General features: G+C 47.4%; 27 protein-coding genes. 3 read left to right on the forward strand and 24 right to left on the reverse strand.

The window, feature by feature from the left end:
* Positions 1–407: 407 nt before the first annotated feature.
* The 10 genes from KNP03_RS01345 to KNP03_RS13585 all read right to left on the reverse strand — a co-directional run bounded on the left by KNP03_RS01345 (position 408) and on the right by KNP03_RS13585 (position 6,734).
* The gene (locus KNP03_RS01345; RefSeq protein WP_214824115.1) at positions 408–788 is read right to left on the reverse strand and encodes an Imm50 family immunity protein; all 381 of its coding nucleotides are present in this window, start codon (positions 786–788) and stop codon (positions 408–410) included.
* A 15-nt stretch (positions 789–803) separates the two neighbouring features.
* Complete coding sequence (locus KNP03_RS13580) at positions 804–1,346, reverse strand: HNH/endonuclease VII fold putative polymorphic toxin (protein WP_338082696.1); 543 nt, start codon at positions 1,344–1,346, stop codon at positions 804–806.
* Between the two features lie 216 nt (positions 1,347–1,562).
* Complete coding sequence (locus KNP03_RS01355; RefSeq protein ID WP_214824118.1) at positions 1,563–1,817, reverse strand: DUF7660 family protein; 255 nt, start codon at positions 1,815–1,817, stop codon at positions 1,563–1,565.
* A 176-nt stretch (positions 1,818–1,993) separates the two neighbouring features.
* Entirely contained in the window at positions 1,994–2,566 is a 573-nt protein-coding gene (locus KNP03_RS01360) for a hypothetical protein (protein ID WP_214824120.1), read from the reverse strand.
* Between the two features lie 483 nt (positions 2,567–3,049).
* Positions 3,050–3,433: a hypothetical protein gene (locus tag KNP03_RS01365; protein WP_214824122.1), complete on the reverse strand. Its 384-nt coding sequence runs from the start codon at positions 3,431–3,433 to the stop codon at positions 3,050–3,052.
* 14 nt (positions 3,434–3,447) lie between these two features.
* Positions 3,448–4,152: a hypothetical protein gene (locus tag KNP03_RS01370; protein WP_214824125.1), complete on the reverse strand. Its 705-nt coding sequence runs from the start codon at positions 4,150–4,152 to the stop codon at positions 3,448–3,450.
* A gap of 293 nt (positions 4,153–4,445) precedes the next feature.
* Entirely contained in the window at positions 4,446–4,829 is a 384-nt protein-coding gene (locus KNP03_RS01375) for a hypothetical protein (RefSeq protein WP_214824128.1), read from the reverse strand.
* Positions 4,830–4,870: 41 nt separating this feature from the next.
* Positions 4,871–5,191, reverse strand: coding sequence for a hypothetical protein (locus tag KNP03_RS01380; RefSeq protein WP_214824131.1), 321 nt, complete (start codon positions 5,189–5,191; stop codon positions 4,871–4,873).
* 379 nt (positions 5,192–5,570) lie between these two features.
* Positions 5,571–6,263: a hypothetical protein gene (locus KNP03_RS01385; RefSeq protein ID WP_214824134.1), complete on the reverse strand. Its 693-nt coding sequence runs from the start codon at positions 6,261–6,263 to the stop codon at positions 5,571–5,573.
* A gap of 18 nt (positions 6,264–6,281) precedes the next feature.
* Complete coding sequence (locus KNP03_RS13585) at positions 6,282–6,734, reverse strand: HNH/endonuclease VII fold putative polymorphic toxin (protein WP_214824137.1); 453 nt, start codon at positions 6,732–6,734, stop codon at positions 6,282–6,284.
* A gap of 343 nt (positions 6,735–7,077) precedes the next feature.
* On the opposite strand from KNP03_RS13585, the gene KNP03_RS01395 reads away from it, so the two are divergent.
* A protein-coding gene (locus tag KNP03_RS01395; RefSeq protein WP_214824141.1) for an IS3 family transposase occupies positions 7,078–8,336 on the forward strand; the annotation gives its coding sequence in 2 pieces (ribosomal slippage) (positions 7,078–7,534 and positions 7,534–8,336; 1,260 coding nt in all).
* Positions 8,337–8,431: 95 nt separating this feature from the next.
* On the opposite strand, the gene KNP03_RS01400 is transcribed toward KNP03_RS01395, so the two are convergent.
* The 5 genes from KNP03_RS01400 to KNP03_RS13590 all read right to left on the reverse strand — a co-directional run bounded on the left by KNP03_RS01400 (position 8,432) and on the right by KNP03_RS13590 (position 12,194).
* Positions 8,432–8,944, reverse strand: a complete 513-nt coding sequence (locus KNP03_RS01400) for a DUF2247 family protein (RefSeq protein WP_214824144.1) — start codon at positions 8,942–8,944, stop codon at positions 8,432–8,434.
* 223 nt (positions 8,945–9,167) lie between these two features.
* The gene (locus KNP03_RS01405) at positions 9,168–9,500 is read right to left on the reverse strand and encodes a hypothetical protein (RefSeq protein ID WP_214824147.1); all 333 of its coding nucleotides are present in this window, start codon (positions 9,498–9,500) and stop codon (positions 9,168–9,170) included.
* A gap of 368 nt (positions 9,501–9,868) precedes the next feature.
* Positions 9,869–10,162 carry a hypothetical protein gene (locus KNP03_RS01410; RefSeq protein ID WP_214824150.1) on the reverse strand — a complete coding sequence of 98 codons (294 nt, stop codon included), beginning with the start codon at positions 10,160–10,162 and terminating at the stop codon, positions 9,869–9,871.
* A gap of 13 nt (positions 10,163–10,175) precedes the next feature.
* Entirely contained in the window at positions 10,176–10,898 is a 723-nt protein-coding gene (locus KNP03_RS01415; protein WP_214824152.1) for a hypothetical protein, read from the reverse strand.
* A 57-nt stretch (positions 10,899–10,955) separates the two neighbouring features.
* A complete protein-coding gene (locus KNP03_RS13590) occupies positions 10,956–12,194 on the reverse strand; it encodes an RHS repeat domain-containing protein (protein WP_214824155.1) in 1,239 nt (412 codons plus the stop codon).
* Positions 12,195–12,345: 151 nt separating this feature from the next.
* On the opposite strand from KNP03_RS13590, the gene KNP03_RS01425 reads away from it, so the two are divergent.
* Positions 12,346–13,215: a DMT family transporter gene (locus KNP03_RS01425; RefSeq protein ID WP_214824159.1), complete on the forward strand. Its 870-nt coding sequence runs from the start codon at positions 12,346–12,348 to the stop codon at positions 13,213–13,215.
* Here the strand turns inward: KNP03_RS01425 and KNP03_RS01430 are convergent.
* From KNP03_RS01430 to KNP03_RS01440, 3 genes are all read right to left on the reverse strand, one after another.
* The gene (locus KNP03_RS01430; protein WP_214824162.1) at positions 13,210–14,592 is read right to left on the reverse strand and encodes an MATE family efflux transporter; all 1,383 of its coding nucleotides are present in this window, start codon (positions 14,590–14,592) and stop codon (positions 13,210–13,212) included. The two genes, KNP03_RS01425 and KNP03_RS01430, sit on opposite strands and share 6 nt — an antisense overlap.
* Before the next feature lie 80 nt (positions 14,593–14,672).
* A complete protein-coding gene (locus KNP03_RS01435; protein ID WP_214824165.1) occupies positions 14,673–15,920 on the reverse strand; it encodes a peptidase U32 family protein in 1,248 nt (415 codons plus the stop codon).
* A gap of 10 nt (positions 15,921–15,930) precedes the next feature.
* Positions 15,931–16,833 (reverse strand): peptidase U32 family protein, encoded by a 903-nt coding sequence (locus KNP03_RS01440; RefSeq protein WP_214824168.1) that lies wholly within the window; start codon positions 16,831–16,833, stop codon positions 15,931–15,933.
* A gap of 141 nt (positions 16,834–16,974) precedes the next feature.
* Here KNP03_RS01440 and KNP03_RS01445 point away from each other — a divergent pair, with 141 nt between their 5' ends.
* Positions 16,975–17,772, forward strand: coding sequence for an SDR family NAD(P)-dependent oxidoreductase (locus tag KNP03_RS01445; RefSeq protein ID WP_420827872.1), 798 nt, complete (start codon positions 16,975–16,977; stop codon positions 17,770–17,772).
* A gap of 42 nt (positions 17,773–17,814) precedes the next feature.
* Here KNP03_RS01445 and KNP03_RS01450 read toward each other — a convergent pair whose 3' ends face one another.
* Genes KNP03_RS01450 through KNP03_RS01475 form a run of 6 tightly spaced genes read right to left on the reverse strand, consistent with a single transcriptional unit; the run spans position 17,815 to position 21,554 of the window.
* Positions 17,815–18,144, reverse strand: coding sequence for a hypothetical protein (locus tag KNP03_RS01450; RefSeq protein ID WP_214824185.1), 330 nt, complete (start codon positions 18,142–18,144; stop codon positions 17,815–17,817).
* 35 nt (positions 18,145–18,179) lie between these two features.
* Positions 18,180–18,725 (reverse strand): hypothetical protein, encoded by a 546-nt coding sequence (locus KNP03_RS01455; RefSeq protein ID WP_214824187.1) that lies wholly within the window; start codon positions 18,723–18,725, stop codon positions 18,180–18,182.
* Positions 18,698–19,654, reverse strand: a complete 957-nt coding sequence (locus tag KNP03_RS01460; protein WP_214824189.1) for an ATP-binding cassette domain-containing protein — start codon at positions 19,652–19,654, stop codon at positions 18,698–18,700. Before KNP03_RS01460 ends, KNP03_RS01455 begins: the two co-directional genes overlap by 28 nt.
* A complete protein-coding gene (locus KNP03_RS01465; RefSeq protein ID WP_214824191.1) occupies positions 19,620–20,291 on the reverse strand; it encodes a cornichon family protein in 672 nt (223 codons plus the stop codon). Before KNP03_RS01465 ends, KNP03_RS01460 begins: the two co-directional genes overlap by 35 nt.
* Positions 20,269–20,670 (reverse strand): DUF4430 domain-containing protein, encoded by a 402-nt coding sequence (locus KNP03_RS01470; RefSeq protein WP_214824193.1) that lies wholly within the window; start codon positions 20,668–20,670, stop codon positions 20,269–20,271. The genes KNP03_RS01465 and KNP03_RS01470 overlap by 23 nt, the downstream gene beginning before the upstream one ends.
* Positions 20,667–21,554, reverse strand: coding sequence for a hypothetical protein (locus KNP03_RS01475; RefSeq protein ID WP_214824195.1), 888 nt, complete (start codon positions 21,552–21,554; stop codon positions 20,667–20,669). Before KNP03_RS01475 ends, KNP03_RS01470 begins: the two co-directional genes overlap by 4 nt.

A 21,554-nucleotide genomic window follows, 5' to 3' on the forward strand; every position in this document is an offset into this window, starting at 1 on the left:
CCAGCGGGTGTTCTTGCGCCTGATCGTCTTGAGGTCGTCGCCTCTCTACTTTAGCAATAATTCTACGTCTCGGTACATAACCTTCTGTAGAAAAGATCTTAGGATCAAAAAAACGGCCTGTGTCCTGATTAATTCAAGACACAAGCCTCCTAGCTCCGTTTCATTCTCTTCGGGTTCCTGCCTAGAGGACGAGGTATATTTATTGGATTGTTCGTATAACAGAGCTCAATTTAATATGGTGCGGTAACTTCATTCTACACGATGATGTCGCTAAGGTCTTTTTTGCGTTTACGTTCGGGTGTTGTCTTAATTTTCTAATTCATCGTTTGCTAAAAAAACCTTGAAAGGCAAAAGCCAATCAAGGTTCTCCTTTATTCATTTAACTATCCTCTCACCTTTTTCACTTTCTACCCAATATAACCAGAAATACTTTGAATTAAGCCTGATTCAGCTTTTATTAAGGCGTTTATTGTCCCCGTTATTTTAACGATAATCATTTCTGAATCATCTTTTGTTATATCAATACTGCCTTTATAGTCATGAGAATTAGAGAGTATATTCAATTCATGGACCGCTGAAAAATCTAATCTAACATGAACATTGTTATATCCAAATTTATTCCATTTTTCAGGAGGTTTATCGGCGAAATATGGCATATCAAAAGATATTGTAACTATTTGCCCTTCATCATGAATGGATACCTCAGAAATACGTGTATTTTTTATTTCAGGAACCCTATCATATAAGCTTATCAGAAATTGATTTTTATCAACGTTTAAATACCACAAGTTATTTCACCACCTTTATTTTATAAAAGGATAATGGTCCAAAGTTACAGGAACACTTCCTGTTCTAGTATTTTCAAACGGTCTAACATTGAAATGAGGACCTTGCCCACCTTTTAAATGACCTGCACTATGGTCTTGAATAATAATTTTTTGATTATATCTATTTGTAAACTTATATTCTCTTGTATAAATTACGCTCCCTTTTGAATCCTTTATTACGTGCCCACCTTCATGAGCTGCAGAACGCATTGGTACACGATTCACAGATTCTGGTTGTTGCGCTCTTGGAATACCAGCATCTCTTTTAGCACTATTAAATGCAGCCTTTCTACTTAGATTACTAGTACCCTTAGGAGTCGTCGGAATGTCGGGTTTGACTTCCTCGGCGTTCTTGATCCCACGAGGCTTCCTCAGTGCACCTCGTTTGCCCGTACCCACTGACTTGGCCGGGCTGGAGGGCGGATGTGAGAATTTTTTCGCGGCCCCCTTGCCGGACGCCCCTAATCTCTTCGATTGCTGGATCGAGGGTTTACCGAGAGATGATTTCTTTTTGACCACCGCCGCTGTGACCTTTTTCGCCGATGAGTTCAGCGCGACATGGGCGGTCCCGTTCGCCGTCCCATGGATTGCGGGACTGTTGTGGTGACTTCATTCTACACAAGGAAAGCGTCATGAGCTTTTTTTATTCACGTTGGGTGTTGCACTTAATTTTATAATTCATCAAACATAAAAAACCTTGAGAAGCTAAAATCCTATCAAGGTTTTCCAAATTAATTACTCATATAGTTTACCTACATAAAAAATAGTTGCAATAAAATTCCAGTTTATATCGTTGGGGATTGGGAGGTTATTATTTTCATAATAACCCTCCATATCTTCTACCCACGATTTTACTCCTTGAAGAAAGCTCTCTATATCACTATTCTCCCATTCATCAGGCTTTAACTTAAGATCATTTGCTAACGAAGAAATAAACTTTGTAAATTGTTCCTTATCACTTACTTTTTCTAACTCTTTATATAATTCCATGTTTACCTCCTATTTAATGATATTACTCGTTCCATCTTCAAGCTTTAATCTAATTGAAGTTCCACCTGATTTAGTAGTCATTTTCCACATCTGACTGTTAACTATCTCTTTTGAAGCCCAATTGACTGGTATTTCTTCAATCTCTGCCATTCTAAATGCAGCTAACCTTCGATGGTCTAAAGTCCATATTTTTCATGCATCATCTTTCCAAACATTAATTGTTTTAAATCGGTAGGTGATAGAGTACCTGCTTTTAATGCATTTGCATTTCCTGTTACTGTATAATCACCGGTTTTATTTTTAATAGAACTTTGCATATAACGGATGTCTTTAGGGTTTAGAGTATTATTAACCGTACCCTTACCCGCAAAAAACTGAAGGTCGAGTTCTAATGGTCCATTTAACTTCTTGGCATTTTCATTCAATTGAGACCGCGTCTCTGTTTTCTTGTTCCGCTGACTGACGCTCGAGCTGCTAGATGTTTTCGCAGTGCTCTTTCTAGTGAAGCGTTGCTGGACCTTGGTTTTCACGGTACCGGCTATCTTCTTCGTGGTCCGGTACGATTTCACCCCTACCGTCTTCGGCGCATGCAGGGCCCGGCCCGCTACCCGTTTCGAACTCGTCTTCACCACGGCCTTAGCCACTGTGTAGGTGGCTCGCACTGTTTTGACCGCTTTGTAGGTCGCGCGCGCCGCCTTGGCCGCCTTCCCGACCACGTTGAGCGCCGGCACGAAGTTCGACGCGATCATCGCCGCGGCACCCAGCTTCTGGTACCAGCGGGTGTTCTTGCTCGTGATCGTCTTGAGGTCGTCGCCGATCAGGAAGTCATAGACCCCGACACTCCCTTTCTTGACGCCCTTGCGTAGCTTTTTGATCCATTTCGCGAAGTGGCCGTCCGGGTCGATGTTGTTGACCAGGTCCGCCTCGGCATACAGATACGTGTTGAACGAGATCGGGTCCGTCTCGTCCCCCTCATACTCGTCAGCGACGATGAAGCGTCCGATCTTGGCGTCGTAGTCACGCCAGTTGCCTTTTTAGTTTAGCAGTCACACCTTTTTAGTCTATCAGTGATAGGCATACATTTTGAAGGCGTTACGTACTTATATAATTCGTAAAAGTATGATAAAGACATACAGGCATTACTCATGTTCTCTATTAAAAATGCTCTTTTCGCCACTGGATAGCCCAAAAAGAAAACCTTGAAGGGCAAGAGCCAATCAAGGTTAAACATATCACCCAATAAAATTAACGCTTAATCTATCCACCCGAATCCGTACGTTTTGATTATGAAGATATCCGTAGTCAAAAAGAAATTCACCATCTATCTCAAACAATATACCTGTGTCTATAGTACCATTATCAATGTTCAAGGTACCTATAATATAATACGAAAAACTATCCCCTATCTGTTCAATACCTTTTGTATCTGAATCATTCTTAGAAATTACGAAATCATCAAGTATAGCCAAGTTTATTTCAACTTGGTACTGCCCACCTTGATTTATCTTAAAAGGACAGTGATTGATAAAAACAACTAATCTTCGCCCATTAATTTCAAGTACAGCTTCTTCTTCAATTAAAGGACTAAATTCAATTATTTTTGCCGTATATTGCATAAAAGGTTACCTCCTTATTCCATAGGGTTAATTATCTTATCCCGTTTATTGTTATTTAACAATTTCCATAAATCCTCACCGCGTTTTACATGATACGTTGTAACATTACCAATGGCATTAGTTCCTACAAACTCAAATTTTGCTTCCCCCATACGAGAGTTACCCATAAACTTCACGTAACCTGTCCGAGTTTCGCCTTTATATTGATATCCTACTTTTGTGCCACTGCTCATAATATCTCTAGCACCTTGCAAATATTCATCTGCATTTTTATAAGCACCAAAGAATTCATTGTTTTTAACTGCATGTTTTTCGAAATGAGACTCTAGTAAATCTCTAGAAGCAAAATTCCTATTAGCAAAGTCACCCTTACCCTTAGCACCCAACTCCGACGTCGCCGCTACCTCATCCGCACCTTGTGTCGTCGATTCGGTCTTCCGCTCATTCTCCACATACCGCGTCTCTTTTTTCGCGTTCCGCTGACTGACGCTCGAGCTACCGGAAGTCTTCGCAGTGCTCTTTCTCGTTAAGCGTTGCTGGACCTTGGTTTTCACGGTACCGACTATCTTCTTCGTGTTCCGGTACGATTTCACCCCTACCGTCTTCGTCACATGCAGGGCCCGGCCCGCTACCCGTTTCGCATTCGTCGTGACCTTCCCGACCGCCTTGGCCGCCTTCCCGACCACGTTCAGCCCCGGCACGAAGTTCGACGCAATCATCGCCGCGGCACCCGGCTTCTGGTACCAGCGGGTGTTCTTGCGCCTGATCGTCTTGAGGTCGTCGTATTTTTAGTTTAACAGCGAAGCCACGACTCGGTACACAAACCTCCCTGGAATACGCATTAGAAAGAGAAAACGGCCTATGTCTTGTTGGTTTCAAGACATAAGCCGCCCAACTCGAGTTCATTCTTCTCTTGTTCTCGTATAAAAGTCGTGGCACTTATCAACGGGCCGAAGAACAGGGATCAGTTCAAGGTCAGGGGACCAAATCCTACATCCACTAGTTAATTTCTTTATTCTGTTTCATCTAGTGTCAACACTTCTAAATCTGCACAGTAAAACTTAATAATATTGCTCTCATAATCTTCTACTAAATATTTCTTATTTTTTTCAAAGCCACTCTCACTTAAATTATTAATTATAAAACCCATTAATTGATTGTAATTGTTTCCGAATCCTAGTAAATCAAGAGAAGAAACATCATTGAACTTCATTTTCAAAGTAAATTTTCTATTGCCCACCTCTAATAGAAAGTCTATTTCTAAGAACGACACTTGATCATAATAAGAGTTGTAACCGATATAATAATGGAAATCTGTAATATACTTGACATTTGTTGAATTGAAATCAGGAATTTTTTCTTGCAATTCTGTTCCTTCATACCACTCTTTCATCATTACTTATCCCTCCAAAAATCACATCTATATTCCATCCCTTTTTATGGATGATATCCAGGCCCATATTTATATTCATGTAAGTGTGGAACTGAATGGTTTTTTGGCATACTATGGTCTGAATGGTCAATCCGATATTTTTGTCTACCGTACTGATCATAAATTACAGTTGATTTTTCTTTTTTGCCCTTATAATCCCTGTAATGGTCAATTTTCGAACCTGGAGTAGCGTTTTGTGGTGCTTTCTTCCTCCAATATTCATCAGGTACAAATGGTTCTTTTGCTATACCCTTACCCTTACCAGCAAAAAATAGAAGGTCGAGTTTTAATGGGTATTCTTTCTTTTCGGCAACCTCATTCTGCACATTCCGCGTCTCTGTTTTCGCGTTCCGCTGACTGACGCTCGAGCTACCGGGAGTCTTCGCAGTGCTCTTTCTCGTGAAGAATTGCTGGACCTTGGCTTTCACGGTACGGGCTAACTTCTTCGTGGTCCGGATCAAGCCATTCTAAAAAAACGCTAACTCATCACCTCTCTAGTTTAACAATGGCGCCATCGATCGGTACACAAATTTCCCCGTAATACGAATTAGGATGAGAAAACGGCTCGTGTCCTGATTGATTCAAGACACAAGCCGTCTAGGTCGGTTTCATTCTCTTCCGATTCCCGCTAAGAGAACGAGGTACATTTATTAGATTGTCCGTATAACAGGGTTCAGTTCAGATTGCCCATTAAGGTTTAGTGTATTACGATTTAAAAGAAATATCATCAAACAATCTTTTATTTTCCTCTAGGGTGAATATATCTAGTTCATATTCCTCAGAGGAACTTCCCCACCTAAAGACAAGGTCTCCTTTAGGACACGAAACAAGTGAAAGTTTAAAGTAATCAATCTCCCCTTCTTTATCTCCATCAATGTACACCTTTTCTAAAAGTGTTTTAATGAATCTTTCCGTTTTATAATCCTGCCCTTTACTCCCGATAATAGTATATTTTTGTGGATTGCTACTGATTATCTGAATCACCTTATAAATGTCTGCTACATTGAATTCTGCAATACTTGCATAACATAACCTTTCATCCACTATATATTCAACTTCTGGTCCTAGAGTAAGATTATCGAGGTTGTACTCCCTTTTTAATTTTCCCCATAATTTTTGGTACTTAAAAATTTTTGAATTTAGATTGTCTGTTTCAACCACTCCAAACAAATAGAACCTGTGTTCATTGAAAACCGCTTTATCTACGGTTGACCCCGTTACCAATCTGCTACATAAACTTAGAAATAACTCTCTATCATCGGTAGAAAGTATCATTGTACCTATAATACTGAATACACTTAAATTAGGTATGTATCCGATATTTTTATTAGCTTCATCTTTGGAAAACCATTCGAAACACGAGAAAGCATCGTTTGTGAATTCCGTCCAATATTTCATATTACTTCCTCCGTTTCTTTAGTAATCATAATGCTCACCGGCAACATCATTAAAGTGAGGTCCCCTATTTTGTCTCGGATCATCTGGGAACTTATGTCCGCCGGAGTGATCTCTAATAATTTTCCCGTCTCCAAAGTCATAATCTTTACCTGGAATTCTATTTCCACGTCTATCAACTGCAGGGGACACTTTTTTCGGCTGTTGTGAAACAGGTATACCACTATTTCTCTTCGCCTCTCTAAATGCTCCATTGCGACCTGCTCCTGCTGGTGTTAGATTAGGCGGGCGATTACTCGTACCCTTACCAGCAAAAAATTGAAGGTCGAGTTTTAATGGGTATTCTTTCTTTTCGGCAACCTCATTCGACTGGAGCCGCGTCTCTGTTTTCGCGTTCCGCTGACTGGCGATGGCGCTATCGGAAGTTTTCGCAGTGCTCTTTCTCTTGAAGCGTTGCTGGGCCTTGGCTTTCACGGTACGGGCAAACTTCTTCGTATTTCAGATCAAGCCCTTCTAAAAAAAGCGCTCACTCGTCGCCTCTCTAGTTTAACAATGGCGCCATCGATTGGTACACAAATTTTCCTGTAATACGAATTAGGATGAGAAAACGGCCTCTGTCCTGATTGATTCAAGACACAAGCCGTTTAGCTCGTTTTCATTCTCTTTCGGTTCCTGCATAGAGAAGGAGGTACATTTAATTAAACTATCCGAAAAATAGGGACCAGTTTAATGTGGTGTGGTAACTTCATTCAACACAATGATGTGAACTGCACCCCAATTGTTAGACACATCTAACAATCGGAGGTGCAGTTTTTTCATGACTAAATTTACTACTCATCAAAAGTTAAACGCCGTCACGGCCTATCAAGAAGGGTCAGATAGTATGAACGGCATCGCGAAATCTCTAGGGGCAGACCCGACCTTGGTGCGCAACTGGGTCAAGCAGTTCGACCATCATGGGTCGATGGCCTTTTCCAAACCCTATACATCTTACCCCGCACAGTTTAAACTGGACGTACTTCAATACATGAAAGAGAATGGCGTGTCGGTAAACGAAGCGGCCGCGATCTTCAATATCCCCTCTCCCTCCTCAGTCCGGAAATGGGAGAGGCAACTGAGGACCGGAGGGCCGTGCGCGCTCATTCCTAAGAAGAAAGGGCGGCCACCGATGAAAGATAAGAAGACAGGCAATAAACAGCGTCGAGTCCCGGCAGAAGGGTCTTCAGAAGCGCTCCAGGCGGAAATCGACCGTCTGCGAATGGAGAATGAGTATCTAAAAAAGTTGAACGCCTTAGTTCGATCCAAGGGAACGTCACCAAAGAAGACAAAGTGAAGGTCATCTATGAATTAAGGCAAAAATATCCGGTGAAGGCGCTCGTTGAATACGCGGGAATCAAACGTAGTACCTATTACGTGCTGGTGAAAAAAATCGGGAGACCGGACCCGGACACGGGTCTGAAGGCAGAAATCCAAGCGATTTATGATGAACATGAGGGTCGATACGGTTATCGCCGCATTCGTGACGAACTCCAGAATCGGGGGCAGAAAGTGAACCACAAGAGGGTTCAACGCCTCGTGAAAGTACTGTGGTTGAAATGTCTCGTGCGCCTGAAGAAACGTCAAATCGGGGAGAAGCTCTACCTATCCCCTGTCCTAGACCTGTTCAACGGAGAAATCAATACCTACACCATCGGCTCAAGACCGACGTACTCACTGGTCTCAGAGATGTTGGAGAACGCTTTGTTCAAATTGCCTGAGGAGCATCAGCTCCTGATCCATTCAAATCAGGGATGGCATTACCAAATGAAGCAGTTCCGACATACCCTTAAAGAGAAAGGTGTCGTGCAGAGTATATCTCGCAAGGGGAACTGTTATGACAACGCAGTGATGGAGAATTTCTTCGGAATCATGAAATCCGAATTCCTTTATCTTAAGCGTTTTGAGAGTATCGATCACTTCAAAATCGAGCTCGGTAACTACATAGACTATTACAACACACGACGAATCAAGGCAAAATTAAAACTGATTCCGGTGCAATACCGGACCCAGTTCGTTCACACTGCCAAGATGAAATAACCGCGTCTAACTTTTAGGGGTCACTTCATCGAGGCTAATTATAAAATTGGCAAATTCCTTATATAAATATCTTTTTAGAGGTGATTGTTGGAACGCTATTCTTGAATTTTTTTTAATTCATGTAATATCCATTGTTTGTGTTCTAAGGCACACTTTTCATAGTATCCCTTTGAGTAATATTCTTCTGGTTTAATTTCATTCCCCATACCCTGAACCAAGTGGGGGCTATATTCTGGGTAATCAAACTTTTCCCAAAACTCTGTAAAATACAACATGCCGTATAATGGACTCTGAGGGGTATTTTTCAATTTTTCGCTCAAAATAATAACAATCCACTTTTTTAATTCTACCTCTCTATCTATATTCTCACTATTAGAAAGTTTTGCTACTAGCCTATAAATCAAATCACCCTCACTACTGTATGAGAAAGCTATTTCATTGACTAGTTCTGAACATTCTTGTTGTTTATTTACTTCACCTATAGCGTATTGAATGATTTCCTCCCATTCTAAAAGGCGGTTGAACTTTCCAGGACCTTCAATACCGATTAATATACTGGTCCATGTAATCGGAATACTATTGTCATTAAATAATTGTAAGTAATTCACGGTTTAATTGGCACCCCATTAATACTTCCATTTTGAATAAACATTCTTTGAGTTACACTCCCTTTATCAATTATCCATTCAAATCGACCTGATACACCGTTATATGACCCTCCAAGTTGATATAAGTCTGCGCCATCATCTAGTTTAAATATCGATGAGTATCCAGCATAATTATCAATTATATTAGGAAAACCATGCGCTTACGCTTTATTTGGAAATTATTTTACAATCTCCCCTTTTTTATTATTGGTTTTACATTATCATTCTTTAGAGCACTTCCGATTCTTGGAGTATCAATGATATCATTTTTACCCGCACCCTTAGCACCCAACTCCGACGTCGCCGCTGTCTCATCCGCACCTTGTGTCGTCGATTCGGTCTTCCGCTCATTCTTCACATATCGCGCCTCTGTTTTCGCGTTCCGCTGACTGACGCTCGAACTACCGGGAGTCTTCGCAGTGCTCTTTCTCGTGAAGCGTTGCTGGACCTTGGTTTTCACGGTACCGGCTATCTTCTTCGTGGTCCGGTACGATTTCACCCCTACCGTCTTCGTCACATGCAGGGCCCGGCCCGCTACCCGTTTTGCATTCGTCGTGACCTTCCCGACCGCCTTGTAAGACTTACTCGCAAGCTTGTAGGTCGTCGCCTCTCTACTTTAGCAATGATTCTACGTCTCGGTACATAACCTTCTGTAGAAAAGATATTAGGAACAAAAAACGGCCTGTGTCCTGTCGAAATCAGGACGCAAGCCGTATAGGTCGGGTACATTTTCTTCCTGTCGCCGCATAAAGAACGAGGTACTTTCATTAGACTGTCCGTTCAAGGTTTTATTTAAAAAATGTAGTTTTACGTACTTTCTCTACTTCATCTTGTGTTTTATTATCTATAATCCATCATGGGCAAGATGTTTCTAGTGGAATAACTTTAATTATCTCCTATAACTTTTAATATTATTCCTTTACCAATAATCCAACCACCCTCGTTTAAAGTGAAACTATACCCGGTGAAAAAATGTTCTTTAAATATTTCTCCGTATGGTAATTCAATTTTAACTTGATGTTCACTCCCCCTACACAATATCTCTAAATCAGACAATACTCTACACATTATTAACTCTCCATCAACACTTATCGAAGGCATATACCCTGAAAATGCATCTTGGGACCTACCACCTTCTTCTTCAGTATAAAAGTATATTTGCGCTAATACGGTTAACAAATTATCCTCCTTTTTAAAATTCATGTTTAATTTCAATTATTGATTTATTAAAGATGTCATATTTATCAGGTGTGACAGTCACATTTCCACTCTTTAAAATATGTTTATCAACAGGTGTATGATCTAACTTATCAAACACTGATTTTGGTACTCTTGCTCTAATAATAGCTGCTGAATCTGGGAAAAAGTCGCTTAGCTTTAATATTTCATCGAAAGCTAACCCAAATTGTTTAGCTTCATAACTTCTCGGTCCAGGTCTAAATGCTTTATTTTTCATTATGTCATCATATTCTGCTGGACTAACTGCTCTGTACAAATCTACTACTTCCTCACCTTTAACCGTACCCTTAGGAGTCGACGGAATGTCGGGTTTGACTTCCTCAGCGTTCTTGATCCCCCGGGGCTTCGCCTGTGCACCTCGTTTGCCCGTACCCACTGACTTGGACGGGCTGGAGGGCGGAGGTGAGAATTTTTGCGCGGCCCCCTTGCCGGACGCCCCTGATTTCTTCGATTGCTGGATCGAGGGTTTACCGAGAGCTGGTTTCTTTTTGCCCACCGCCGCTGTGACCTTTTTCGCCGATGAGTTCAGCGCGACATGGGCGGTTCCGTTCGCCGTCCCATGGATTGCGGAACTAGTCGCGGCATGAGCTGCCGTGCTGGTCGCGGCATGAGCTGCTGTGCTGGCTGCGGCATGGCCTCCAACTTTTAATGCGGTCACTCCACCTTTGAATGCCACACCTAATCCTGGAATCGGGACGACATACGAGATGAGCGAAGCTGCGGCGATGCCTTTTTAATATAAGGTCGCGTCATCATCCATGATGGTGGATATATCGTCGCCTGCCAGGAAGTTGTAGGAAGCAACCACACCTTTTTTCGTACCTTCCCATATATCACCTATCCAAGTTGATTTATACCCCATAGCGTCAATGTTATTGACTGGGTCCGCTTCGGCGTACAGATACGCATTGAAGGAAATCGAGTGTCGATCATTCCCCTTATACTCGTCGGCGACGATGAAGCGTCCGATCTTGGCGTTGTAGTCACGCCAGCCCATGTAGTAGAAATCGTTCGTTGAATCGTATCGTACACCATACCGACCAACATACCGATGTGGATTTTCTACTGCCACCTCTTGACCGAGAGGAGTCAGACCCTCAAGCGCAATCAAATTCCCCCACTCGTCATAACTGTAGCGGGCAATCACTTCCTGTACGTCATCCGTGATGGCGACAACGTCTCCTCGTTGGTTAAAGACGTAGTCGTAAAGCTTGTTTTTATACTCGAAGTTAAGGAGATTGCCACTCGCGTCTCGATAGAAGTTCATCGTGTTTTCGACTGGATCAAGGCCTACTTTACGTGATACAGAAACGAGATCCCCGTTCGAATCGTAATAGTAGAACTCAAAACGCTCACCTTCAGCGTTCGTCACTTTCTTCGAAGAACGTTTATCCTCGCTGTCGTACATATACTCGATCCGTTCGAGCACTGTGCTTTCTTGCTTCGTCGTGATGCTCATCAACAGGTTGAACGAGGAGTATTGATACTCTTTCACGACGTCGACTGCTGCCTGTTCCGCGCCACTGGATGTGCTCGCCGGTTTACGAATCGTCTCTTTTGCCAATGAACCGTTTTCTCTAAATTCATAGCTGATTTGTCGATACGTGTCCGTCTCTTGATCGTACTGAATCGAAGCAGAGATACGGTTTCCTTGTAGGTATTTATTCTCAGAGAGAAGTTTGCCGGAATGGTCTTCTGATTTTAACAAGTTTCCGTTCAGGTCATACGTATAATGTGTCGTGCCGCTCCCTCGAGTGACAGATTGTAAGAACCCTTCCTTCGTATAGGCATACGTTTCAGAGAAAATGACCGTCTCAGTGTCCTTCTTACTCGTCTGAATTTGGGTCATCTTCTCATTCGGACCATAATTCATCTCGTGAGTCAATCGCGGTCCTCTGATTTTTTTGATTATCTCAGAAACCGAATAGGAGAACTGGAACTCTTCAGCGCGCGGTGTGATGATTTTCTTCACCAAGTCATTCTCATTATAGTAAATCGTCGCCTGGCTGAGCGCAGATTGAATGATTTCTTCAGTATTTTGTTATCGGTCCCAGGATTTCATTGAAACTCACTTGTTTTCCGCTATCATTAGACTGAGAAGTACATATCGAAGGAGTGTCGCCATGTCGTACCTTATTCTGTTCGCCGCCGTCTTCTTCCTGTCGACGAGCGTCTTATTCGTCAAATGGACGTCAGCCCCGGCTGAGACTGCGGCCTTTTATCGTCTCTTGTTCACCTGTCTCATGCTGCTGCCGTGGGTGGACTTCAAGGCCCTTGCCCGGACGCGCCTCATGACGCGTTATGCGCTACTTTTAAGCGGGACGTTGCTCGCGTTTCACTTCTGGCTCTGGTTTTCTTCACTCGACTACACGACGGTCGCGAGCTCGACGCTGTTCGTCACCTCAAGCCCGATTTTCGTATTGATCGGCAATGCCGTCATCTTTAAAAAACATCCGACAAAAAAAGGACTCACCTATGCGCTCATCGCAGTCCTCGGTGGGATGCTCGTCGCTGCAGGTGACGTCCAGATCGGTCGGGATGCCTTGTATGGAGATTTACTCGCCTTGATTGCCGCGCTCCTCATAGCCGGCTATTGGCTCGTCGGCCAGCACGTCCGTACCGAGATGAAGACGAACACGTACTCGTTCAGCGTCTATCTCGTCGCGACGGTAGTCCTTTGCTTCATGCTCCTCGTCCGGGGCACGACGTTCGTCGATTTCGAGACGGTCAACTGGTGGTACTTCCTCGCCCTCGCTTTCTTCCCGACGATTCTCGGGCACAACCTGTTCAACTACGCCCTCGCCCGTGTGAGCGCGACGGTAGTCAGCATCACCATCCTCGGTGAGGCACTGTGGGGCATGGTGTTCGGCTACGCCTTCTTCGGCGAGCGACTCGGTCCGTTTCAATGGGTCGGGGCGATCGTCTTGCTTGGCGGGATCTATCTCTTCCTAAAAGAAGACGCCCGCTCGACCCGAGCGGACGCCTCTTCATAAATTGGTTGCTTTTGCCTCCGCCTCTTCTGCGGACGGTCGGAATAACAGGTTACGGTCCCAAAACGCGAGACCGACCGCCGTCAAAAATGTCAGCGCGTCCGCAATCGGGAACGCGAGCCAGACACCGAACACTCCGAGGAATGTCGGGAGGATGAAGACGAGCGGGATTGTATACAACGTCTGCCGGGAAAGCGACAGGAACATCGCGACACGGGCCTTGCCGAGGGATTGGTAGATTCCGTTGACGAGCATCTGCACACTTGGCAGGAACGAGACGGCGAACAAAATGTGGATGGCCGTCACCCCACCCGCGATGAGTGCCTCATCCGAAGAGAACCAACTCATCAGCGTGTGCGGGAAGAGCTGTAGCGTCAGCCAGATGAGGATGGCGATTACGACGCCGGCACGCATCGCCGTCCAAATCGTCTCGCGCATCCGGTCAAACAGCTGTGCGCCGTAGTTGTAGCCGACGATCGGCTGCATCCCTTGGACGATGCCCATGATCGGCATCCCGACGAGAGCCATGAACTTGTTGATGATGGCGAAAATCGCCAGCTCTTCGGTCCCCCCATACGTCCCAAGCATGTTGTTGACCCCGACGAATAAAATCGACTGCGACACCATCATGATGAACGAGGACGAACCAATCGCCATGATTTCTTTGATCTCACCGAAACGAATCCGGAACTGACGCCATTTAAAGCGAAGTTCCGTTTTTGGTTTTCGGGCGAAGAAGAAGCGGAGCATGAGGATCGATCCGACGACTTGAGAGAGCGCGGTCGAAGTCGCCGCCCCGTAGATGCCCCATCCAAACGTGAAGATGAACAGCGGGGTCGTCACCAAGTTGACGAGGACCGTCGTCAGCATGACCTTCATTTGATACGGCGCCTGGCCTTCTGCGCGCACCATCGCACTCGAGGCGAGGGTGAACATGAAGAATGGCGAACTGATCAGCGTCACGGATAAGTACTGGCGGCTGAGTCCCATGATCTCAGACGTCGCCCCGAACACCTTCAAGATGTCGTCCAACATGAAGAAGGCGGAACTGACGGCAAACGCCGCGAACACCCCGACGAGGACGAGGACGTTTAGAAATGTCACCGCCGCCCCGGCGTCGTCGCCCGCTCCGAGTTTTCGGGAACTGATCGAGGCGCCACCGAGTCCGATGGCGCTCGATACCGCCATCAAAATCATCTGGATCGGAAAGGCGATCCCGATCGCAGCGACCGCAGATGCTCCGATCCCGCGCGCGACAAAAATCGTGTCGATGATATTGTAGAGCGCCGTCACGAGCATCCCGATCATTGCCGGCAAGGACAACTTGAACAGGAGACGTCCGATGGGCTCGGTCCGCAATTGTTCCGTATTTTGGTTCATCCTTCCATCCCTCCATCTCTATGTCTTCTAGGTTAGCAGGATTGGAGGTTTCGGGCGACTATGTTGTCTTGCCGGATGTGTCAGTTGTTCGACGTGACAGCCGCTCGGCTGCCTTTTCGTTTCCGCATGATAAAGTCGGTCGAAACGGGCTGGTCCACTTTCACACGAACCGTCATCATCGCCTGGTTTGCCGCCTCGATCGGTTGGCCATCCACATCTTCGATGGCCTCGACCGTTTGGGTGAAGCGAACGAAACCAGGACCGAAGAACTCGACCTCTTCGCCGACTCGGAAGTGATTACGCTGTTCAAGCGTCGCCACACCGGTCGCTTCATCATATGAGATGACACGGGCCGCAAACGCATATTGCGGGATCGAACGCGGTTTTCCGAAGAGCTGCTCTTTCTCGGTCGGGACACCGTAATAGAATCCGCTCGCCAGCTCACGCTGCGCGGCTTTCCAAATCTCCTCTTCCCACGCCGGGTCGAACTCGAAGTTCTCCGGGTCCTCACAATACGCGTCGATGACTTGACGGTAGACGTTACAGACGGTCGCCACGTAATGGATTGACTTCATCCGTCCCTCCACTTTCAGGCTGTCGACCCCTGCATCGACCAGGTCCGGAATGTGACGAACCATCGACAAGTCGACCGAGCTCATCGAGAACGGTTCCTCGTCCCGTGCCTCCATCTCCGGTGTCAGGAGTTCTCCTTCTTCAAAGAAGCCGTATTTCCAACGACACGACTGGGCACAGCCGCCACGGTTGGCGTCACGGAGCGTCATATGGTTCGAGAGTGTGCAACGTCCCGAGTAGGAGATACACATCGCCCCATGAACGAACGCCTCGATTTCGACGTCCGTCTGACGTTTCATCTCGAAGATCTCATCCATCGACACTTCTCGCGCGAGGACGATCCGCTCCAACCCTTCCTCCTGCCAGAAGCGAAGCGTCTCGTAGTTCGTTGCCGACGCCTGCGTCGAGAGGTGGACCGGCAAGCCCGGTGCCTCATCAAGGCACGTCTCGATCATCGCCGGGTCGGAGACGATCACGGCATCGATGCCGATGTCCCGGAGTGTCCGGAAGAATTCGCCCGCTCCTTCGATATCCCCTTCATGTGTGACCATGTTGGCCGCGACGTAGACTTTTGCCCCGCGTGCATGGGCGAAGTGAACCCCTTCGGTCATCTCGTCATAGCTGAAGTTACCGGCACGCGAACGGAGACCGAACTGTTGTCCGCCGATATAGACGGCATCGGCCCCGTAATGGATGGCCATTTTCAATTTTTCTAGGTTGCCTGCTGGCGCTAATAGTTCTGGACGTTTCATCATCGCATATCCCTCACTTGATCTCATCTGGCTTTCTCAACATTAACCCGGTACCCAATCGGAACGTGTCCGGTTGCAGCTCCGCAAGACGCGTCTCCATGGCTTGACGATCGAACTGACCGTTCAACAAATTCGCCCGTGCCCGGTTGAACAGGTCGACGATGTCAACGAATCGTTCGCCGGCGTGCCACCCGTCTAACTTCCACGTATGGAGACCGTGACGGACGAGTGTCGGCAACTGCCCCATGAGCGTCAAATCCTCAGAGAAGATGTGTGTCCCGTTCTCATCCTCGTATACCGGATAGCGGCTGAACGCATCTCCCGGCTCACTCACATAAAATTCTGTCTGCTTCGCTTCTTCCGCAGGACGACCGATCTCATTGAAATAGTTCGTGATGAGCGGACGTTTCGAATGGTGGATGCAGGTCGGTCCGTACACTTGGACCTCGACCGGTAAACCGACCTGTTGCTGGATCAGACTGAGTTCTTCAAGTGTCACTTCCCGTGCGACAACGGCTCCGATTGCCTCGCGCTTCGCCCAGAATTGGATTTGTTTTGCCGACGTGACGAGCGTCTGCGCATCATACCAGTATGGGATACCTGCCTGACGGATCAGACGGATCGCCCCAGGGTCCCCCGCGGTCACATCATCGACTCCGATTTTTTTCAACTCCTGCAAATATTCGGGTAACTGCTCGATTTGCTCGTTATGCATCAGGTTGTTGACGGCTACGGTCACTTCTTTCCCGTAACGATGTGCAAGTTGTGTGACTTCCCTCACAGCATCGATTGTCCAGTCTCCTTTTTGCCGAAGTCCGAACATCGTGCCCCCAACATAAAGTCGGTCCGAACCGGCTTTAATTAACGCTTCTGCTTGCTCGACGCTTTGCGCCGTAGTGATTAGCTGAATCATCATATCGCTTCTTCTCCCTACCTTGTGAGTCAAATCACATTTTCTTGCTATACTTTAGCACAGCTTTTACGATTAAAACGAAGCAGGAATTTAACAACTCGTGAAGAAATCAGTAACAATGTATGACTTTTTTCAAACAAAGGAGTGGACGATTTGTCAAAAACAGCCTTGATCACCGGCGCCTCGATGGGCATCGGTTTAGACCTTGCCGTACTCGCTGCCCGGGACGGATATGATTGTATCCTCATCTCGCGTAATGAACCCCGACTACATGAACTGAAGAAAGTGTTGGAGAAACGGTATCGCATCCAGGTCCATGTGTTTGCGATGGACCTCTCGGAACACGGTGCCGCCAAACGTTTGACGCACGCAATCGAAGAAGCGGGACTTACTGTCGATTTCTTGATCAATAACGCCGGTTTCGGTACAGCCGGCGCCTTTGCCGATTTGGATGCCGAGACCGAGGCAGAAGAGGTACGTCTCAACGTCAACGCGTTGACCGAGCTCACGAAAGCCTATTTACCGGAGATGGTCGCACGAAACCACGGCTATGTATTGAATGTCGCGTCCGTCGCCGCATTCCAACCCGGACCGTATATGGCGGTCTACTATGCGACGAAAGCGTATGTTTTATCCCTCACCGAGGCACTCCATGCCGAAGTGAAAGGAACCGGCGTCCATGTGAGCGTCCTCTGTCCGGGTCCGACTGACACCGATTTCTTCAACCGGGCCGGCAGTGAGCTGATGATGTCGAAGATGCCGTCGCATCTCGTCGCCTTCTTCGGATATAAGGGCGTGATGCAAAACAAGCGTGTCATCGTCCCCGGTCTTTCCAACCAGCTCCTCGTCGGATTTGCCAAGTTGATGCCACGTGCGCTCAGCCTTGAGATCTTGCGCCGGGTCCAAAAGCCGGGTGAGACGGCGACACCTGAGACCACGTAAATGTAATCGAAAAGAGCGACCCCGAATGAACGGGGTCGCTCTTTACTCATGGCGGAATTTGGACACTTCGACGACTTTATTGATGAACACACCTGCCGGAATCATCGTCATGAGTGCTGTCGAGATCACGATCGCCCACGCGAGCAATTGATCGAGGGTGAACGTGTCGGCACGTAACTGTTCAAAGATATGGATTTGTTCGACGGAGAGGACGATCATGAGTGCCGGCCAAAGGCTCGCAGCCAATATGCTCAGCATCGCGTATCGGGCTCTCGTGTAACGTAGTAGCAACAGGACAATGTTCAGCGTAATAAACAATAGACCGACGAGTAGAAACAACACGACTTCTGTGAAATTGATGTACTCACCCATTCGCAGGTCACCTCACTATGTCTGATATTGTTTTTTTACCCTAATTGTTTCCCGAGTATGCTACGAAATAGCGGTCGAATGAGAAAAAGGAAGACAACGTTGGATAGCCCGTGTGCCAGGTCGAACGGAGCACTGAGAAGAAGCAATTTGATGAAATCCACGCCGATCACTTCCATGAACGAAACATTGACCGTCCAGCCGTATAAAAATCCTCCGACCAATCCGACCGCGAGCAAAGGAATCGACGAACGGAGAAGCATTGGCCGCAACAGGTACGTCAAGCTGACGACGAGCAACCAACCGAGAAACTGATACAGGACGAACGGTCCGATCCCGAGCAACAGACCCGATAACAACGGTACGAACAAAGCTAAAATCGCCGCACTCGTCCAGCCGATATACAGTGCCGTCAGCATGAGGATGGCCGTCGTCGGTTGGACGTTCGGGATCGTCATGAAGACCCATCGTCCAAGGACGGCGAGTGCGAGCAGTTGAACGAGCGGACGAATCGGTGTCGGTGATTTTTCGAATCGGATGATGACCAACAGGGCGACTATGAGTGCGATGAGGTATGTGACCATAACGTACTCCGTTCCTGGAATGTGGACCGCGGTCCCTGATAAACCACCTTGCCGCTCGCCATGTAAAGCATGTCATCTGCGACCTCGATAAGTGACGCGTCATGGGTGGCACAGACGATCCGTGCCGTCTCTGCCTTCTTTTGTAGCGCCTGAACGAACGTTTGTCGTTCGGTGTCGGTCAAATCGACGGTCGGTTCGTCAAGGAGGACGACAGGGTACACATCTGCGAGCGCGGCCTGTAATTGCTCGACTCGGCGATGTGCCGACTCGGGGAACGGACCATATTCCGGTTCAGCCGGAACATAGTACCCCCGCTCTCCCCGCCTCACTTTCCCGTGAAGCGGTCGTTTGCTCCGCGCCATCAGTTCAAGAAGCGTCGACTTCCCGCTCCCGTTCGTCCCGATACATACGGTCAACCCGGGCTCTTCCGTTTGAAAGGTCACGTCTTCGACCGCATACGTCCCTTGAAGCGGATGCCGATACGATACATTCGTCAGCCCGATTCGCGGAGTTCCTGTCGATTCGTTCGTCTGAAACGGGACCGCACGATACGTTTCTTTCGCGCGTTCGGTGTAACCGATTTGGAGTCCGAGCGCGGTGAGCCGCTCTAGGAGCAATTCCAAATGCTCCCGACGGTATCGGTCGAGATGGCGGAACGGCTCGATCAATACGATGGCATCCGGTCGATCAAGGACCGCATATGCGACTCGCACCACCTGCTGTTCGCCGCTCGAACATTGATGGAACTGTTTCTTATACAAGTGATCGATTTGAAGCAAGGCGGCAATCTCGGCGCCGCGGAGCGCATCGTTTTCAGAAAGAATCTGTCCTACCGTTCCCGCAAACGGTTGATTTGGATGAATCACTTGGGCCGCGTGTCGGGTGACGTATGCATCAACGGACCCATCGGCGGAAGACAACCAGCGCATCCCGGATCCCCCCTTTCGTCAAATATGGATAAAGCAGCCAAATAACGAGCGGTCCGTTCATCGCAACGAACCACCAACCCGAGAGGAGGAAAAGCTGCAGTCCATCCTCCCATTGAAAACGACGCATCGGCTCGACGGCAAACCGCGGCTCGTCCTGCTGACTCTCGACCCCGACTTGAAGCGCCTGTCTCCACGCACGTTTCGGATGACTTCTTAACGCAACACGAATCGCCTGCTCCATCGTCGGGATGAGCGCCCAAGCCCCGTATAACAACTTGGAAGAACGCGGCCAGCGGGTGAACAGCGGCAATAATCGTTCCAGCCGAAGATAGCGTGACACCCACACCATTCCGAACATAAAAGCGGCCAACTTCACCAGCTGATGCCCAATCGCCGAGGTGGAGATGTCCCAACCAATGAGGACCGGGAACACCGAGACCGTACCGAATGCGAGTAAGAGACCGACGATCATCCACGGAAGACGTCGTTCCAGGAGGAGTAAACAGAAGAGACCGATCACGAGAAGGAGATCGTCTCCTTTATACGTCACGATGAATAAGTGAAGGAGAAGAAAGAAAAGGAGCGTGACAGGATGTCGCCGCTCCCAATCTGCCTCATTCGAAGAAAGCCATCGCATCTTTTTCGAACCGCCATTGAATGACGTCAGTAGATTTTACTTTTTTGGCGCCTGACCCTTCATCGCCCGGTGTGCCGTTCAAGGCATACACCCATGCCGATGCCTGACCTTCCGACTTTTCAGCAACTCCTTCAATCGCCGTCACGTAAGCCATGTCACCGTTCCCGCTCGACTCGATTGACAGCCCGGTCGCCTTGAGCGCATCGAGCACGGTCTCGCCTTCCTTCAAACAGACACTCTTTTCTTGGAAAATCGTCTCTTCTGCCGCGGCATTATACACTGAAATCGTCGGCTTCACCTCACAGGTCGCCGTCTCTTTTTCACCGCCACATGCGGCCAGAAACGACATGAGCAACAGGAATATCCATAATCGTTTCATTGCTTTGTCAAATCCTCTCGTCGATGAATCGAATAGTTATATAAAATCGTATACCGTTCTCCCGAGCCGCGCCCTTCTCGCGTCAATCCGACGAGCTGGATACTGTTGGCGAGCACCGGTTCACGCTGCAACCAAAATTTGACGAGCTCGTGTTCCCGGTTGATCATGAGCATCGACTCATTCTCGAACGTATACATATCATACAGCCCGTCATAGGAAAGCTGAATCAAAGGGGCCTTCACTTTGTCCGTGTACTCTGTCCAGTCCGGTTCGCGCACGGTGTTGAGCATGTGCTCAAAATCGACCAACTTCTCGAAGAAAGCCTGGCCGTACTCTTTTTGGAGCTCGTCGACCTGCTCGTAAGAAAGCTGATTGGATTCATAAGAGATGCGAATCTGTTGAAACGACTCGCTTCGCTCGACCATCAGCAAATACTCGGCTGACTGGACACGCCCGGACCGATCGATGATCAGCTTTCCACGGTCGAGTTTGATCGAGTCGCTGTTGATCCGACGTAACAGCTTGGCCGTCATCCCGTCGAACGATTCATCGGTCACCGAGACAATCCCGATTTGCTGTGACTCGGCCCGAAAGCCGGACTGGTCGAACAGCGGGACGAACAACAACACGATGAAGAAGAAAAACCCGAGCAACGCACCGTACCATTTATAACGACTGTTCTGCTTCGGGAAGAATAAGAATGAGAGCAAAAATCCAATCGGGATATGAAAGCCGCCGATCGGGAACGACACAATCCCGAGCAACGAGTAAAATAAAAATTTCGGAAAGAAGTTCTTTTCCGGTTCCTTCAGCTGGTTCAACCGGATCCCTAGCAGTACGCTGACGACTAAGAAGGCGGTCCATACATATAGTTGAATGGTCAC

It is taken from the genome of Exiguobacterium algae (assembly GCF_018617875.1).
In the GTDB taxonomy this organism is placed as follows: Bacteria; Bacillota; Bacilli; order Exiguobacteriales; family Exiguobacteriaceae; genus Exiguobacterium; species Exiguobacterium algae.